We start from the raw sequence: 15,040 nt of genomic DNA, 5'->3' as shown, positions 1-15,040 counted from the left end.
GGGGCTCCGCATATCGTGTGGGACATGAGCGACGCGACCCCCACCCCCGAGTCCGCCACCGGCGCGGCCTCCGATTCCCCCGACTTCGACACCCTGACCCGTGACATCGCGGACGTCCCCGCGGTCGAGGTGATCACCACGGTCGCCGTCCACCTGATGAGCGCCGCGGCCGTGAACCTGGGCCTCGCCGAGGGCGGCGAGGGCCACAAGGACCTGGACGAGGCCCGCAAGCTGATCCACTCGCTCGCCGGCCTGATGGACGCGAGCGCCACGGAGATCTCCTCGTTCCACGCGGCCCCGCTGCGCGACGGCCTGAAGTCGCTGCAGCTGGCCTTCCGCGAGGCGTCCGAGGTGCCGGACGAGCCGGGTCAGGGCCCGGGCGAGAAGTACACGGGCCCGGTCTTCGGCTGACCCCTCAGCCTTCGCGTACGTAGAAGGGCTCGCCCGGTGGCGTCGCCCCGGCCGGCAGCAGTGCCAGGTCGAGGCCGCTCACCAGGCGGGCCCTCAGTGTTTCGTCGGCCGCGATGTGCCCGGCGACGCGCTGGGCGGCTTCGGCCGGGTCCGTCGCGGGGTCGAGGACGAGTGCGAGGGTGCCGTCCGCGGCGCCCGCGCCGAGATAGGCGCGCAGGACGGCCGGCTCGGCGGCGACGGCCGCGCGCACGGCGGCCGTGACGGCGGGGTCGGCGAGCGGGTCCCGGGTGTGGCGGCCTTCGGAGAGGGCGATCAGGGCGGGTCGATTGATCTCGTAGGGGACGGGTCCCGCGAGGTCGAGCACGATCGTGTCGGCCTGCTCGTGGGCCGCGGCCTGGAGCGCCTGGTGCAGCGGGACGGCAACGGGCCGTGCCTCCGGGTCCCACAGGGCGAGCGCCCGGGTGGAGGTGAACGCGGGCAGTGCCTTGCGGTCGCCCGCCTTCAGGGTGGGGACCGCCATGTCGCTGGACTTCTCGCGGCGCAGTCCGTTCTCGTCCTCCTCGACCTCGCCGAGCACGGCGACGACGGGGACGAGCAGCCGGGCGCCGGTGAGGGCCTCCAGGACGGGGCCGTGGGCCGTGCGGTCCTCGGCCCACGCGGCCAGGGCCGCGGTGAGCCGGGGGTCGGCGGACCCGTCGTCGTCGGAGAAGCCGGGGTCCGGGATGTTCTTGTTCGCCACGGTCACGACCCTATCGACCGAGGTCCGGGACCTGTCGAGCGGTGCCGGGGCGGGCTCCCCGACGGCCCCGCCAGAGGTAGACCCCCGCCACCAGCAGGGCCACGCCGAGCCCGCCCGCGACCGGGCCCACCCAGCCCGCCGGGCCGTCGTCGCCCCGGTCCGCGTCCGGCCCCGGGCCGAAGTACTTCTTCCCGTACGCAGCGGAGTTCAGCTCCCGCGGCTTCTTCTTGCCGCCCTCGGCGATCGCGGCGGCCGGGTCGATGAAGCCGAAGCCGTGCGAGTCGTCGCGGCCGCCGCTGGGGACGTCGCGGGCGGTGTCCTCCAGGAGCTCCTTGATCTGGGCCGGGGTCAGGCCGGGGTGGGCGGCGCGGATGAGGGCGACGGCGCCCGAGACGAACGCCGACGCGGCGCTGGTGCCCCAGCCCTCGTAGTACTCGCGGTCGGGGTCGGCGATGACGATCTTCTTGCCGGGGGCGCTGACGGTGGCGTACCAGCGGCGGGTGGAGAAGGAGGCGCGGTCGCCGTTGCGGTCGACCGCGGTGGCGGCGATGACGCCCGGATAGGCCGCCGGGTACGAGATGTGGTCGCCGCGCTCGCCGCCGTTGCCCGCCGACGCGACGACGACGGCGCCCTTCTTCAGGGCGTACTGGACGGCGGCGTCCTCGGCGGGTTCGGGGTGGGCGGACTTGGAGTCGTCGCCCAGGGAGAGGTTGATGACGTCGGCGCCGTGGTCCGCGGCCCAGCGGATGCCGTCGGCCAGCGCGTTGCCCCGGGTGTTGCGGGCCTTCGAGCGGTCCGGGTCGCCGTCCTCCAGGATCACGCGGATCGGCAGGATCTTCGCCTCCGGCGCGATGCCGACCACGCCGTCGCCGCGGCCCGCGCCATGGCCGTGGCCCGCGATGATGCCGGCCATGGCGGTCCCGTGCCGGGCCCAGGGGCGGTCGCCCTTCTGCGCGCCGAAGCCGACCATGTCCTTGCCTTCGAGGACGCTGCCGGTCAGGTCGGGGTGGTCACGGTCTATGCCGGTGTCCAGGACGGCGACGGTGATGCCCTTGCCCTTGGTGGTCTGCCAGGCCTGGCTGGTGTGCATGGCGTCGAGGGCCCACTGCTGTGCGCGTATGCCGTCGTCGGCGTGCGCGGTGGCGGGCAGCAGGGCGAGTGACGCGGCGAGGGCGGCGACGGCCGTCCGGCGGATCTTCATCAGGACGTCTCCGTGGCCGCGATGGTCTTGCGCAGCCGCCGCTCGACGCGGTCGGCGATGCCCTTCGCCTCGTTGCCGAGGCCCGCCTGGGCCGCGGCGGTGGTGGCGGAGGTCTTCATGGCCTCTTCGGCGGGCTCGGGTTCGGTGACCGTGCGGCCGTCGGCGAAGCCGGAGACGGAGAAGGCGACGACGGGGGCGTCCGGGAGCACGGACACGGTCCAGGCTGCGCGCTGGGCGTCGCCGAAGTCCGCGGCAGGGGTGCCCTTGGCCGCGTACGGCCGCGGCATCAGGTCGGGGCGCCGGTCGAGGCCTTCCTCGGTGAAGCGGGTGCGCAGGGAGCGCATCGCCTCGGCGTCGGCCTTGGTGAACAGCAGGCCTACGGTGGTGACATGGCTGCGGGTCGCGTCCGTGTACGTGGCGCGCAGCAGCCGCAGGCAGCCCGCCGGGGCCAGTGCCTTGCGCAGGAGCGGGTCGAAGGCGCTCTTGCAGGTGCTGTCGGGGGCGACGGCGACGCGGGTCCAGGTGCGGTCGGCTCCGCCGGGGCCCGCGCCCTCCCCCTTCATGGTGACCGGGAAGAGCCGGTCGACGGGCACGCTGTGCCAGAGCTCGCCCGCCACGGCGTACGCGTCCCGCGTGGTGCTCGTCCCTTCGGCGCCCCCGGTCAGCCAACTCCCGGTGGCCGCGCCCCCGATGAGCCCGAGGCCGAGCACGACACAGGCAGCGGCGGCGGTCACGCGGGGCTGGACCCAGGTGCGGACGGGGCGCAGCCGCGTGGTGCTGTCGTCGTAGAGCGCGGGCCGGGCGAACGACACGAAGGGCCGTCCGGCCCCGGGCCCCGGGGTCAGGTCGACGGCGCCGACCGCGCGGCGGGCGGCGGTGGTTCGGGGGGAAGGCGCGGGGGCGGAGGCGGACATGGGCCTGGGCGTGTGGGCGTGCGCGTGGGCGGGCCTGGCCTCGGAGGCTGTCGACGCAATCGACGCATCGGACGCGGGTATGTCCGACGGCGGCAGCGGCGGCATCGGCGGGCGGAGCGGGAAGTCCACGTCCGGGGCAGGAGAGCGCGGAACGCGGCTCGGCGCAGGGCCGGAGGTCCGCGCGCGCGTCCGTGTCATCGCCGACGGCGGCGGAGTGTCCGGGAACCGGGCCGAAGCGGGCGGCGGAGGCGGATCGTCCAGCACCTCGTCGGCAACGTCACCCTCGTCGTCCGAACCCTCCGGCGATGCGACGGGCTCGGGCCTGCGCACCCGGTCGAAGGGCGCAAGAAGATCCCCGAGAAGAGACTCCCGATCACCGTCGACGACCGGAGGGTCAACCGGTGGCGACGGCACGGAACCCTGCCCGTCCCCCACCGGATCACCCGTCGCCGGACGGCGGTCCGGGAAGCGCGCGGATGCGGCGGGCGCCGGGGCGGAGGTTTGGTCGTCCGGGGGTTCCGGGGGTGGGTCCGGGAAGGGGGTGGACGCGGCGGGCGGGGCCGACGGTGGGGGTGGTGCCGTGGGACGTGGCGGGACGGGAGCCCGTCGCGCTTCCGTGCTCATGCACCCCCCGTTTCCTCGCTCTTCTGCGCGTAACTCTAAGGGCAGATTCCGGTCGCGCGGGAACCAGTCCGCACCCCCGGGCGATCTGCCCGGATCATCCCCCTACCCTCGGGTAATCCCGTCTGGCAGGCTTCGGCCATGACCTCCCGTGCAGCAGACCGGGCCCGTTACGACCGGGCCACCGCACACCTCGACGCCCCCGTCGCGATCGTCGATCTGGAGGCATTCGACGCCAATGCCGACGACCTCGTGCGCCGCGCCGGAGGCAAGCCGATCCGGGTCGCGAGCAAGTCCGTGCGCTGCCGGGCGCTCCTGGAACGCGTCCTCGCCCGTGACGGTTTCGCCGGGATCATGTCCTTCACGCTCGCCGAGTCCCTGTGGCTCGCGCGGTCCGGCTTCGACGACGTGCTCCTCGCCTATCCCTCGGCCGACCGCGCCGCCTTCGCCGAGCTCGCCGCCGATCCGAAGCTCGCCTCCTCGGTGACCGTGATGGTCGACGACCCGGCGCAGCTGCGGCTCATCGACGAGGCCAGGAACGGCGGTCGCGAAGAGGTGCGCGTCTGCCTGGAGTTGGACACCGCCTACAAGATCCTCGGCGGACGCGTGCGGATCGGCGCCCTGCGCTCGCCCCTGCACTCCCCCGTCCAGGTCGCCGCACTCGCCCGCGCCGTGGCCCGGCGGCCGGGCTTCCGGCTCGTGGGCGTGATGGCGTACGAAGGGCATGTGGCGGGGGTCGGTGACGCGGTCGCCGGGCATCCCGCGCGCTCCCGGGCCATCCGGCTGATGCAGGCCGCCGCCCGCAAGGAGCTGGTGGCGCGGCGGGCGGAGACCATCCGCGCGGTGCGGGCGGTCGCGCCCGACCTGGAGTTCGTCAACGGCGGCGGCACCGGCAGCGTGCAGCACACGGCGGCCGAGCGGGCGGTGACCGAGATCGCCGCCGGGTCGGGGCTCTACGTACCGCGCCTCTTCGACAACTACACGTCGTTCAGCGGGCGTCCGGCCGCGCTCTTCGCCCAGCCCGTGGTGCGCCGCCCCGGCGTGGGCACCGTGACCGTGCTCGGCGGCGGTTACCCCGCTTCGGGTGCCGCGGGACCCGACCGCTCCCCGGTGCCGTACCTCCCGGAAGGGCTGCGCTACGACCCGCAGGAAGGCGCGGGCGAGGTGCAGACCCCGCTGCTCGGCGCGCCCGCCGACGACCTGCAGATCGGCGACAAGGTGTGGTTCCGGCACGCCAAGGCCGGGGAGATGTGCGAGCGGTTCGACGCGCTCCACCTCGTCGAGGGCGACCGCGTGACGGCCACCGTCCCGACGTACCGGGGTGAGGGCCGCACGTTCCTCTAGACGGCCTTCAGGCAGGGAAGCCTCACGGCGTCGCGCCCACGCTGTTGCCCACGCCGCCGCTCGTCGCGCCGCCTCCCACCGGACGGATCCCCTTGGTGATCTTGTCCATGTCGGTGAGGGGCGGGGCGCCCTCGCCGGCCCGCGCGTCGATCGCGAAGCGGACGATGACCATCGCCTCGGAGCCGAGGCTGGAGGGGAACGCCAAGGACTGGACGTACCCGCCGGGACCCGTGTTCGTGCGGACGCGCCAGCGCACGAAGTAGCCGGAGCGGCCCGCGACCGCCACGGTCCCCTCGTCGACCTTCGCGTGGCTCGCGATGCCGTCGAACGGCTCCCTGCCGATCGCGTCCTCGTCGTACGCCCGGTCCGCCGCGTCCTTGATGTCCCCCTGGGCCAGCGCCTTGGGCGAGCGCTCGTCCGTCGCCGTCGAGGTGCGCGAGTAGACCGTGCCGTGGCGGCACAGGCCGCTCTCGCCCGGGCAGTCGTAGGTGTCCGGGGTCTGGACGGTCGGATCGCTGCCGACGGTGTTGTCGGCCTTCTCCCAGCCGTCGGGGACCGGGATCGTGATGCCGTTGAGCTGGTCGACGAGCGTGGAGGGGTCGGGGTCCGGCGCCGATGTGGTGGGCGTCGGCGACGTCGGGGTGGGGGTGTCCAGCGGCTCCGACACGGTCGGGGCGGGCGGGCCGCTCTGCGGGGCGGCGCCGTCGTCCTCGCCCAGGAGCACCACGCCCGTGACGATCGAGGCGACCAGGACGACTCCGGCGGTGGCAAGGGCCACCACCTTGGCCCGGCCGCCCCCGGACACCCCCGGCAGCGGCTGGACGGCGGTCTGTGCCTGCGGCGGGCCGAACCCCGGCTGCGCCTGGCCCAGGTGGGGGGCTTCGGGCGCACGCCGGTGCTCGGTCCACGCGGAACCGTCCCACCAGCGCTCGACGGGCTGTGCCGGCGGCGCCGACGGGTCCGTGTACCAGCCGGGAGGAGGCGACATGCTCATCCCGGCACTCTAAGACGTGCCGTGAAGATCAGAACACCGAGTCCGCCTGATCAGGCACCACCGAGCCGTCCTCGCGCAGGACCGGGCCCTTGCTGCCGTCCGGTTCGTTGTTCGCGGCCGTCGAGCACGGGTAGAGGTCCGGCTTCTGCTTCAGGGGCTCGATGAACATGGGGTTCACGACCCAGCGGCCGTCCGCGTCGTCGTACGCACGGCACATGACCTCGTTCTTGTTGCGGTTCAGGACGAGGTGCGCGCCCGTGGCGTCGCCGACGAACGTCACGTCCGTGTCGGCGTCACCGCCGCCCAGGGCGATGCGGTGGGAGGAATCCTGCTTGTCCCAGGCCGACTTGCCCTTGACGCCGAAGATCTCCTGGTTGATCCAGCAGCGCTTGCCGTCGATGTAGGGGATGGCCTCGCCCTTGTTCACGGGGACGTCGCCACAGCCCTGGTTCCAGGTGGTGATCCGGCCCTTGCGGTCGAGGACCGAGCGGATGGCGATGGTGTGCTTCCGGTCGATGCCGACGCCCTTGGACCACACCTCGGTCACCGGCTCCGAGCCCGCCGAGACGATGTAGACGTCGAACCCGGCCTTCTTGAGCGTGCGGATCAGATCGCGCTGCTGGTCGTAGTAGCGGGCGTAGCCGGGGATCTCGTGCGTGCCGACGGTCTGGGTGGCGCCGACGGGGGCCGCGAGCACCTCCTTGCGGGCCTTGGCGGCGTACGACTCCAGTTCGGGGACGGTGTGTCCTGCGAAGAGCTGGGGCACCCAGGCGTACTGCGGGACGGTGTGCCGGTGGTCCCACTCCCCCGCGAAGGCGGCGGCGCCGCTCATCGTCCTGCCGTCCTCGCGGACCTCGAAGATCTCGTCGGCGCAGTCGGTGTCGGTGGAGGTGGGCAGCGGCTTGCCGACCGGCACCTTCGTGCCGCAGGCCTTGGTGAGCGCCTTGTCGGCCGCGTCCGTCATCCACTTGCTGGTGGACTTCCAGTCGGCGGGACGCAGGATCTTGTCGTGGTGGAGGGACCAGGCGATCGTCGCGTCGGTGATGTCGTTCTTGACGACGGTGTTGTCCCAGTCGAAGGCGGCGACGGGACGCTTCTGATCGTGCCCGCGGTGGGAGCCGCAGCGTCCGCGCTCGTCGATCATCTGCTGGAGCCTGGCGCGGTTGTCGCCGTACCAGCTCAGCTTCTTGGACAGCTGCGGGCAATGGGCCTTCGCAGCGGGGGAGTTCGCGGGCGTGGCGGCGGCCGCGGGGAGCGTCGCCGGTACGGCCGCCAGAGTGGCGGCCGTGGCCAGCGTCAACGCCAAGGCATGTCTGTTGCGCATGCGCATGGACCGTACATCAATCCCCCGGGCCAGGTCAGGCCCCGTGCACCGTGTCCTTCTGGTCGGGGATCACCGAGCCGTCCGCGCGGCGCACCGGGCCCGCCGCGCCGTCCCGTTCGGTGTAGCCGGTGCTCGCGCACGGGTAGGGGTCGGCCTGCTTGCCCTTGGGCTCGATGAACATGGGGTTCACCAGCCAGCGGCCGTCGCCGTTGTCGTAGGCGCGGCACATCAGCTCGTTCTTGTTGCGGTTCAGGACGAGGCGCAGGGCCGTGGCGTCGCGCAGGAAGGAGATGTCGGTGTCGGAGTCGCCTGCCGCGAAGACCTGACGCCTGCTCGCCGGTTGGACCTTCTCGGCGGCCGCGCCCCGGACCCCGTAGATCTCCTGGTTGATCCAGCATCGCTTGCCGTCGATGTACGTGATCATCGAGTCGTCGCCGTCCTTGACGGTGCCGCAGCCCGCCAGACGGGCCGTCAGCTTCCCGTGCGCGGTGACGTTGCGGATGCCGATGGTGTGCCGGGCGTCGACGCCGACGCCCTTCGCCCACACCGCGGCGACCGGCTCCGGCGAGGCGGAGACCACGTAGACGTCGAATCCGGCCTTCTTGAGCGTGCGGATCAGATCGCGCTGCTGGTCGTAGTAGCGGGCCCAGCCGGTGAACTTCCCCGTGCCGACGCGCTGTTCGGTGCCGACGGGCGCGGCGAGGTTCTCCTCGCGGGCCGCCGCGGCGAAGCCCTTGACCTGCCGGGCGGACCAGCCGCGGGTGAGCTGGGCGAGCCAGGCGTACTGGGGTTCCATGCGGCGGTGGTCGAAGCCGGCGAAGGCCGCGGCCCCGCCGGTGGTGGTGCCCTCGGCGTAGACGGAGGCGATCTCGTCGGCGCAGTCCGTGTCGCGGCGCGTGGGGAGGGTGGCGCCGGTGGCGGGGCAGGCCTTGGCGAGGGCCTTGGCCGCCGGGTCGGTGAGGTAGCGGCTCGTGGTGTGCCAGTCGGCGTTCTTCGGCGTACGTATCTTGCTGTTGCGCAGCAGCCAGAACATGGTGGCGTCGCCGACGTCGTTCTTGATGACCGTGTTGTCCCAGTCGAAGGTGGCGACGGGCTTCGCGGCGCCCTGGTCCCCGTCGTCGCCGCAGCGGCCGTAGGTGTCGATCATCCGCTGGAGCCGCGCCTTGTTCTGGCCGTACCAGCCCTTCGACACGGTCAGGTCCGGGCAGGTCTTCGACCGGCCGTGGGAGGGGGTCTGGGTGGCTTCCGCGGTGGCCTGGACGGTGAGGAGACCGGCTGAGGCGACGGCGAGCACGGCTGCGGCCGCGGTGGCGCGGCGCTTGAAGTTCACGAACACACTCCCGTGTCTACGCAGGTCAGCCGGGCGTCGTGCGACGCCCGGCTGACGGGTGGGTGGCTGCTGGGTGAACTGCGCGGAGGACTACACCGGGGTGACGTACGCCCCGGTGAGCCCGCCGTCGACGAGGAAGTCCGTGGCGTTGACGAACGAGGAGTCGTCGCTGGCGAGGAACGCCACCGCGGACGCCATCTCCTCGGCCTCGGCGAAGCGGCCGACGGGGATGTGGACGAGGCGGCGCGCGGCCTGCTCGGGGTCCTTGGCGAAGAGCTCCTGGAGGAGCGGGGTGTTGACCGGGCCGGGGCAGAGCGCGTTCACGCGGATGTGCTCGCGGGCGAACTGCACGCCCAGCTCACGGGAGATCGCGAGGACGCCGCCCTTGGACGCGGTGTACGAGATCTGCGAGGTCGCGGCGCCCATCCTGGCCACGAACGACGCGGTGTTGATGATCGAGCCCTTGCCCTGGCGCCGCATGTAGGGGATGACGGCCTTGCAGCACAGATAGACGGAGGTGAGGTTGACTTCCTGGACGCGCCTCCAGGCCTCGAGGCCGGTGTCCAGGATGGAGTCGTCCTCGGGCAGCGTGATGCCCGCGTTGTTGAAGGCGATGTCGACCGAGCCATAGGTGTCGTACGCGGTCCTGAAGAGCGCCTCGACCTCCTCGGCGTCGGTGACGTCGACCTTGACGAAGATCCCGCCGACCTCTTCGGCGACGGCCTTGGCCGCGGTCTCGTCGATGTCGCCGCAGACGACGTGCGCACCCTCGGAGGCGAGGCGGCGCGCGGTGGCGAGGCCGATGCCGCTGCCGGCGCCGGTGATGACGGCGGTGCGGCCGACCAGGCGGCGGCAGATGCTTGCTTCGGTCATGGTGCTCAAGCCTCCGTGCATTCCGTGCTGATGAAGACGTTCTTGGTTTCCGTGAAGGCGGCGAGGGCGTCCGGGCCGAGCTCACGGCCGAGTCCGGACTGCTTGTAGCCGCCGAACGGGGTCCAGTAGCGCACGCTGGAGTGCGAGTTGACGGAGAGGTTCCCGGCCCGGACGGACTGGGAGACCCGCAGCGCCCTGCCGACGTCCCGCGTCCAGATCGAGCCGGACAGGCCGTACTCCGTGGCGTTGGCGAGGCGGATCGCGTCGGCCTCGTCGTCGAAGGGCAGGACGACGGCGACCGGGCCGAAGACCTCTTCCGTGGCCGCCGGCGAGTCGGCGTCGACGTCGGTCAGGAGCGTCGGCGGAAACCAGAAGCCGGGGCCATCCGGGACCGTGCCGTGGATTCCGGTGCCGGCCGGGACGTACGCCCGCACCCGCTCCAGCTGGGACTTCGAGATCAGCGGGCCCATCTGCGTCTTCTCGTCCGCGGGGTCGCCCACCACGACCGACTCGACCGCGGGCCGCACGATCTCGAGGAAGCGGTCGTACACCGATCGCTGGACGAGGATGCGGGTGCGGGCGCAGCAGTCCTGGCCGGAGTTGTCGAGGTACGACATCGGGGTGGCGAGGGCGGCGGCCTCCACGTCCGCGTCGGCGAAGACGATGTTCGGGCTCTTGCCGCCGAGTTCGAGCGTCACGCGCTTCACGCGGTCGGCGCACTTGGCCATGATCTGCTTGCCGACGCGTGTGGAACCGGTGAACACGATCTTGGCGACGCCGGGGTGCTCGACCAGGGCGTTGCCCGCTACGTCACCCGCGCCGGGCAGGACCTGGAAGAGACCTTCGGGAAGACCTGCCTCCAGGCCGAGCTCGGCGAGGCGCAGCGCCGTGAGGGGCGTCGTCTCCGCGGGCTTCAGGACGACCGCGTTGCCGGCCGCGAGCGCGGGGGCGGTGCCCCAGGCGGCGATCGGCATCGGGAAGTTCCAGGGCGCTATGACGGCGACGACGCCGAGGGGCTCGAGGATCGTGACGTTCAGGCCGCCGGGCACCGGGATCTGACGGCCGTTCAGCCGCTCCACTCCCCCGGCCGCGAAGTCGAGGAGGTCGCGGACGTTGCCCGCCTCCCAGCGCGCGTTGCCGATGACGTGACCGGCCTCGCGCACCTCCAACCGCGCGAGTTCTTCCAGGTGCCCGTCGACGGCCGCGGCGAAGCGGCGCAGCAGGCGGGCCCGGTCGGCGGGGGCCACGGCCGCCCATTTCGCCTGGGCCACGCTCGCGCGTGCGACGGCGGCGTCGACGTCCTGCGCGGTGGCGGCGGCAACGGTCGCGACGACCTCTTCCGTCGCCGGGTTCAGTACCTCGAGCACGTGCTTCCTCACATACGTTCGAAGGAGCGGCGGAGCTCCCAGTCGGTCACCGCGGAGTCGAAGGCGTCCAGTTCGACCCGGGCCATGTTGCTGTAGTGCGCGACCACCTCGTCGCCGAAGGCTGCCTTGGCTATGGGGCTGTTCTCCCAGAGCTCGGCGGCCTCGCGCAGGGTGGTGGGCACGTGGGCGTAGTCCCCGGTGTAGGCGTTGCCCGTGCACTCCTCGGGCAGTTCGAGCTGCTGCTCCATCCCGTACAGACCGGCGGCCACGAGTCCGGCGACCGCGAGGTGCGGGTTCACGTCGCCGCCCGGCAGGCGGTTCTCGAAGCGCATCGAGCGGCCGTGGCCGACGACGCGCAGGGCGCAGGTGCGGTTGTCGTAGCCCCAGGCGGCGGCGGTCGGGGCGAAGGAGCCGGGACGGAACCGCTTGTACGAGTTGATGTGGGGCGCGTAGAGCAGCGAGAACTCCCTGAGCGCCGCCAGCTGCCCGGCCAGGAAGTGCCGCATGACGGGCGACATGCCGCCGGGCGCGTCACCTGCCATGACGTTGTCGCCGTTCTCGTCGGCGAGCGAGAGGTGGATGTGACAGGAGTTGCCCTCGCGCTCGTTGTACTTGGCCATGAAGGTGAGCGAGACACCCTCCTGGGACGCGATCTCCTTGGCGCCGGTCTTGTAGATGGCGTGCTGGTCGCAGGTGACGAGGGCGTCGTCGTAGCGGAACACGATCTCGTGCTGGCCCGGGTTGCACTCGCCCTTGGCCGACTCGACGACGAGCCCGGCGGCCGCCATGTCGTTGCGGATGCGGCGAAGGAGCGGTTCTATGCGTCCCGTGCCGAGCACGGAGTAGTCGATGTTGTACTGGTTCGCCGGGGTCAGGCCCTTGTAGCCGGAGTCCCACGCCTGCTCGTAGGTGTCCTTGAAGACGATGAACTCCAGCTCCGTGCCGACGTTGGCGGTGAAGCCGTGCTCGGCGAGCCGGTCGAGCTGGCGGCGCAGGATCTGGCGGGGCGCGGCCACGACGGGCGACGAGTCGTTCCAGGCAAGGTCCGCGATGAGCATCGCGGTGCCTTCGTTCCAGGGGACGCGGCGCAGGGTGCTCAGATCGGGGCGCATGGCGAAGTCGCCGTAGCCGCGGTCCCACGAGGACATCGCGTAGCCCTCGACGGTGTTCATCTCCGCGTCGACGGCCAGCAGGTAGTTGCAGCCCTCCGTGCCGTGCTCCAGGACGTCGTCGAGGAAGAAGCGGGCGGCGAACCGCTTGCCCTGAAGCCGCCCTTGCATATCGGGGAAGGCCAGGACGACAGTGTCGATCTCGCCGCTCGTGACGAGAGCACGCAGCTCCTCGATCCCGAGCGGGGGTGTGCGGTCTGCCACGGGAAAATCCTCCTTGGGTCAGCCGAGAGCCATAAGGTATTGCCGAGAACCATTGATTGGGAAGGGGGCACGGCCAGATGTCGCACACGGATGCCGACACAGGTTCCGGCACGGCCGCCGGCGCGGCTGCCGACACCACCGGCGCCGCCGCCGCGACCGCCGACGACTGGCTCACACCGGTCCTGCGTCCCGTGCGGGCGGGCAACGGCTTCGAGGAAGCCCTGGAACAGATCCTCCAGGTCGTACGCCTGGGCCTGGTGCCCAGCGGCGAACGCCTGCCGTCGGAGCGCGAGCTGGCCGACCGCCTCGGGATCAGCCGGGTCACGCTGCGCGAGGTCCTGAAGGTGCTCCAGGACCAGGGCCTGGTCGAGTCGCGGCGGGGCAGGTACGGCGGCACGTTCGTCCGCCCGCGCCCCGAGGCGGCCGGCGAGGACGAACTGCGGCGGCACGTGGCGGACGTCGACGTGGAGGACGCGCTGCGGTTCCGCGAGGTCCTCGAGGTGGGGGCGGCCGGGCTGTGCGCGGCGCACGGCCTGACCGACGAGCAGCGCGAGAGGCTGCGCACGGCGCTCGCGCGCACCCATGAGGCGCCGCTCTCCGAGTACCGCCGCCTGGACACCCTCCTGCACCTGACCCTGGCCGAGCTCTGCGGTTCGCCCTCGCTCACCGCGCAGTACGCCGCGGTCCGCGCGACCGTCAACGACCTCCTGGGCTACATCCCCCTGCTGGTGCGGAACTTGGAGCACTCGCAGCGCCAGCACACCGCCCTGGTCGGAGCCGTGCTCGACGGGGACGCGGACGGGGCGCGGGAGATAATGCGCGAGCACTGCGGCGGTACGGCCGCCCTGTTGCGGGGGTTCCTGACATAACGGGCGGGGTGCGGCGTGATTAACGGCGGTGTAACGCAGGGGGCTTGATTTCTCGCCACCGCGACGGCAAAGGTATGGATTCGTTCCATTGAGGCCGTTCCCTTGAGGCGGTCCATCTCGGTCCATCTGAATGCCGCCGCCGCATAGGAGCCGTGCCATGACCGTGGAGTCCACCAAGACGAGCACCGCCGAGCCGTCGGACGACTATCTGGAGCGCAGAACGCTGCGCCGGGGCAGCGCGGGCTGGCTGCTCCTGACCGGCCTCGGCGTCGCGTACGTCGTCTCCGGCGACTTCTCCGGCTGGAACTTCGGCCTGGCGGAGGGCGGATTCGGCGGCCTCGCGATCGCCATGGCCCTCATGGGCGTGATGTACGCCTGCATGGTGTTCTCGCTGGCGGAACTGTCCTCGGTCCTGCCCACCGCGGGCGGCGGCTACGGCTTCGCGCGCCGGGCCCTCGGTCCCTGGGGCGGCTTCCTCACCGGCACGGCGATCCTCATCGAGTACATCCTGGCGCCGGCCGCGATCTCCATCTTCATCGGCGACTACGTCGAGTCCCTCGGCCTCTTCGGCCTCACCTCCGGCTGGCCGGTGTATCTGGCCTGCTTCGTCGTCTTCATCGGCATCCACCTGTGGGGCGTCGGCGAGGCGCTGCGCTTCAGCTTCGTGGTCACGGGCATCGCGGTGGCGGCGCTGCTCGTCTTCGCCGTCGGCGCGTTCATGGACTTCGACGCGTCGAAGCTGAACGACATCCCCGTGGAGACCACCGCCTTCGGCTCCAACTCCTGGCTGCCGATGGGGTTGTTGGGCATCTGGGCGGCGTTCCCGTTCGGCATGTGGTTCTTCCTCGGCGTGGAGGGCGTGCCGCTGGCGGCCGAGGAGACCAAGGACCCGGCGCGCACGCTGCCGCGCGCGATCCGCTGGTCGATGGCCATCCTCATCGTGCTCGCGCTGCTCACGTTCGTCGCGTCGGCCGGGGCACGCGGCGCGAACGCGATCCAGGACGCGGGCAATCCGCTGGTGGAGGCGTTGCAGCCGGGCGGAGACGCGACGGCTCTCAGCCGCATCGTCAACTACGCGGGCCTGGCGGGCCTGGTGGCGTCGTTCTTCTCGCTGATCTACGCGGGCTCGCGCCAGCTGTTCGCCCTGTCGAGGGCGGGCTACCTGCCGAGGTTCCTGTCCCTCACGAGCAGCCGCAAGGCTCCCTACCTGGGCCTCCTGGTCCCCGGGGCGATCGGTTTCGGCCTGGCGGCGGCGACCGGGGACGGTGCGCGGATGCTGAACGTGGCGGTGTTCGGCGCGACCATCTCGTACGCGCTGATGTCGCTCTCGCACATCGTGCTGCGCCGCAGGGAGCCGGGCCTGGAGCGGCCCTACCGCACGCCGGGCGGCATGCTGACCTCCTCGGTGGCGCTGGTCCTCGCCTGCTCGGCGCTGGTCGCGACGTTCCTGGTGGACGTGACGGCGGCGCTGATCGCGCTCGCGGTATACGTGGTGGCGATCGCCTACTTCGGCCTCTACAGCCGAAAGCGTCTTGTGGCGCGGGCGCCCGAGGAGGAGTTCGCGGCGCTCGCCGCCGCGGAGGCGGAACTGGAACGGGACTGAGCACGGGACCGAGCACGCGACCGGCGTACTCGGCTGAGCATGAGGGAGACGAGGGTGAGCGAGACCACCGGCAGGCG

Annotated in this window: 13 protein-coding genes; 4 read left to right on the top strand and 9 right to left on the bottom strand. The window is 72.1% G+C overall.

Features of this window, described 5'->3' with window-relative positions; all coding sequences use genetic code 11:
* Positions 1 to 24: 24 nt before the first annotated feature.
* Positions 25 to 411 (top strand): DUF1844 domain-containing protein, encoded by a 387-nt coding sequence (locus ACZ6ZP_RS30150; protein ID WP_351164938.1) that lies wholly within the window; start codon positions 25 to 27, stop codon positions 409 to 411.
* 4 nt (positions 412 to 415) lie between these two features.
* Here ACZ6ZP_RS30150 and ACZ6ZP_RS30145 read toward each other — a convergent pair whose 3' ends face one another.
* The 3 genes from ACZ6ZP_RS30145 to ACZ6ZP_RS30135 are packed head-to-tail and all read right to left on the bottom strand — an operon-like array spanning position 416 to position 3,265.
* Positions 416 to 1,150 (bottom strand): SseB family protein, encoded by a 735-nt coding sequence (locus ACZ6ZP_RS30145; RefSeq protein ID WP_469409054.1) that lies wholly within the window; start codon positions 1,148 to 1,150, stop codon positions 416 to 418.
* Positions 1,151 to 1,160: 10 nt separating this feature from the next.
* Positions 1,161 to 2,351: a type VII secretion-associated serine protease mycosin gene (gene mycP, locus ACZ6ZP_RS30140; RefSeq protein ID WP_361463190.1), complete on the bottom strand. Its 1,191-nt coding sequence runs from the start codon at positions 2,349 to 2,351 to the stop codon at positions 1,161 to 1,163.
* A complete protein-coding gene (locus ACZ6ZP_RS30135; protein WP_351164942.1) occupies positions 2,351 to 3,265 on the bottom strand; it encodes a hypothetical protein in 915 nt (304 codons plus the stop codon). The genes mycP and ACZ6ZP_RS30135 overlap by 1 nt, the downstream gene beginning before the upstream one ends.
* Before the next feature lie 762 nt (positions 3,266 to 4,027).
* Between ACZ6ZP_RS30135 and ACZ6ZP_RS30130 the strand changes: the two genes are divergently transcribed.
* Positions 4,028 to 5,230: an amino acid deaminase/aldolase gene (locus ACZ6ZP_RS30130; protein WP_351164943.1), complete on the top strand. Its 1,203-nt coding sequence runs from the start codon at positions 4,028 to 4,030 to the stop codon at positions 5,228 to 5,230.
* A gap of 22 nt (positions 5,231 to 5,252) precedes the next feature.
* Here the strand turns inward: ACZ6ZP_RS30130 and ACZ6ZP_RS30125 are convergent, their stop codons facing one another.
* The 6 genes from ACZ6ZP_RS30125 to ACZ6ZP_RS30100 all read right to left on the bottom strand — a co-directional run bounded on the left by ACZ6ZP_RS30125 (position 5,253) and on the right by ACZ6ZP_RS30100 (position 12,491).
* On the bottom strand, positions 5,253 to 6,224 hold the full coding sequence (locus tag ACZ6ZP_RS30125; RefSeq protein ID WP_469409052.1) for a DUF2510 domain-containing protein: 972 nt from the start codon (positions 6,222 to 6,224) through the stop codon (positions 5,253 to 5,255).
* A gap of 28 nt (positions 6,225 to 6,252) precedes the next feature.
* Complete coding sequence (locus tag ACZ6ZP_RS30120; RefSeq protein ID WP_351164946.1) at positions 6,253 to 7,548, bottom strand: HAD family hydrolase; 1,296 nt, start codon at positions 7,546 to 7,548, stop codon at positions 6,253 to 6,255.
* 34 nt (positions 7,549 to 7,582) lie between these two features.
* Positions 7,583 to 8,878, bottom strand: coding sequence for a haloacid dehalogenase-like hydrolase (locus ACZ6ZP_RS30115; RefSeq protein WP_469409050.1), 1,296 nt, complete (start codon positions 8,876 to 8,878; stop codon positions 7,583 to 7,585).
* Positions 8,879 to 8,968: 90 nt separating this feature from the next.
* Positions 8,969 to 9,751 carry a 3-oxoacyl-ACP reductase gene (locus ACZ6ZP_RS30110; protein WP_361463184.1) on the bottom strand — a complete coding sequence of 261 codons (783 nt, stop codon included), beginning with the start codon at positions 9,749 to 9,751 and terminating at the stop codon, positions 8,969 to 8,971.
* Between the two features lie 5 nt (positions 9,752 to 9,756).
* Entirely contained in the window at positions 9,757 to 11,118 is a 1,362-nt protein-coding gene (locus ACZ6ZP_RS30105) for an aldehyde dehydrogenase family protein (protein ID WP_351164949.1), read from the bottom strand.
* An 8-nt stretch (positions 11,119 to 11,126) separates the two neighbouring features.
* Positions 11,127 to 12,491, bottom strand: coding sequence for a glutamine synthetase family protein (locus ACZ6ZP_RS30100; protein WP_469409048.1), 1,365 nt, complete (start codon positions 12,489 to 12,491; stop codon positions 11,127 to 11,129).
* Positions 12,492 to 12,568: 77 nt separating this feature from the next.
* Here ACZ6ZP_RS30100 and ACZ6ZP_RS30095 point away from each other — a divergent pair, with 77 nt between their 5' ends.
* Both ACZ6ZP_RS30095 and eat read left to right on the top strand, forming a co-directional pair.
* Positions 12,569 to 13,360, top strand: a complete 792-nt coding sequence (locus tag ACZ6ZP_RS30095; RefSeq protein ID WP_351164951.1) for a FadR/GntR family transcriptional regulator — start codon at positions 12,569 to 12,571, stop codon at positions 13,358 to 13,360.
* Positions 13,361 to 13,517: 157 nt separating this feature from the next.
* Positions 13,518 to 14,963, top strand: a complete 1,446-nt coding sequence (gene eat, locus ACZ6ZP_RS30090; protein ID WP_469409046.1) for an ethanolamine permease — start codon at positions 13,518 to 13,520, stop codon at positions 14,961 to 14,963.
* The last annotated feature ends 77 nt before the right edge of the window (positions 14,964 to 15,040 follow it).

The organism is Streptomyces sp. NPDC054047, assembly GCF_055585065.1.
This window is presented reverse-complemented; position numbering and strand designations above follow the sequence as displayed.

Bases quoted from the DNA above. Each gene is read 5' to 3' on its own strand.
- ACZ6ZP_RS30150 (WP_351164938.1), top strand. From the start codon at position 25: ATGAGCGACGCGACCCCCACCCCCGAGTCCGCCACCGGCGCGGCCTCC.
- mycP (WP_361463190.1), bottom strand. From the start codon at position 2,351: ATGAAGATCCGCCGGACGGCCGTCGCCGCCCTCGCCGCGTCACTCGCC.
- ACZ6ZP_RS30135 (WP_351164942.1), bottom strand. From the start codon at position 3,265: ATGTCCGCCTCCGCCCCCGCGCCTTCCCCCCGAACCACCGCCGCCCGC.
- ACZ6ZP_RS30130 (WP_351164943.1), top strand. From the start codon at position 4,028: ATGACCTCCCGTGCAGCAGACCGGGCCCGTTACGACCGGGCCACCGCA.
- ACZ6ZP_RS30125 (WP_469409052.1), bottom strand. From the start codon at position 6,224: ATGAGCATGTCGCCTCCTCCCGGCTGGTACACGGACCCGTCGGCGCCG.
- ACZ6ZP_RS30120 (WP_351164946.1), bottom strand. From the start codon at position 7,548: ATGCGCAACAGACATGCCTTGGCGTTGACGCTGGCCACGGCCGCCACT.
- ACZ6ZP_RS30110 (WP_361463184.1), bottom strand. From the start codon at position 9,751: ATGACCGAAGCAAGCATCTGCCGCCGCCTGGTCGGCCGCACCGCCGTC.
- ACZ6ZP_RS30095 (WP_351164951.1), top strand. From the start codon at position 12,569: ATGTCGCACACGGATGCCGACACAGGTTCCGGCACGGCCGCCGGCGCG.
- eat (WP_469409046.1), top strand. From the start codon at position 13,518: ATGACCGTGGAGTCCACCAAGACGAGCACCGCCGAGCCGTCGGACGAC.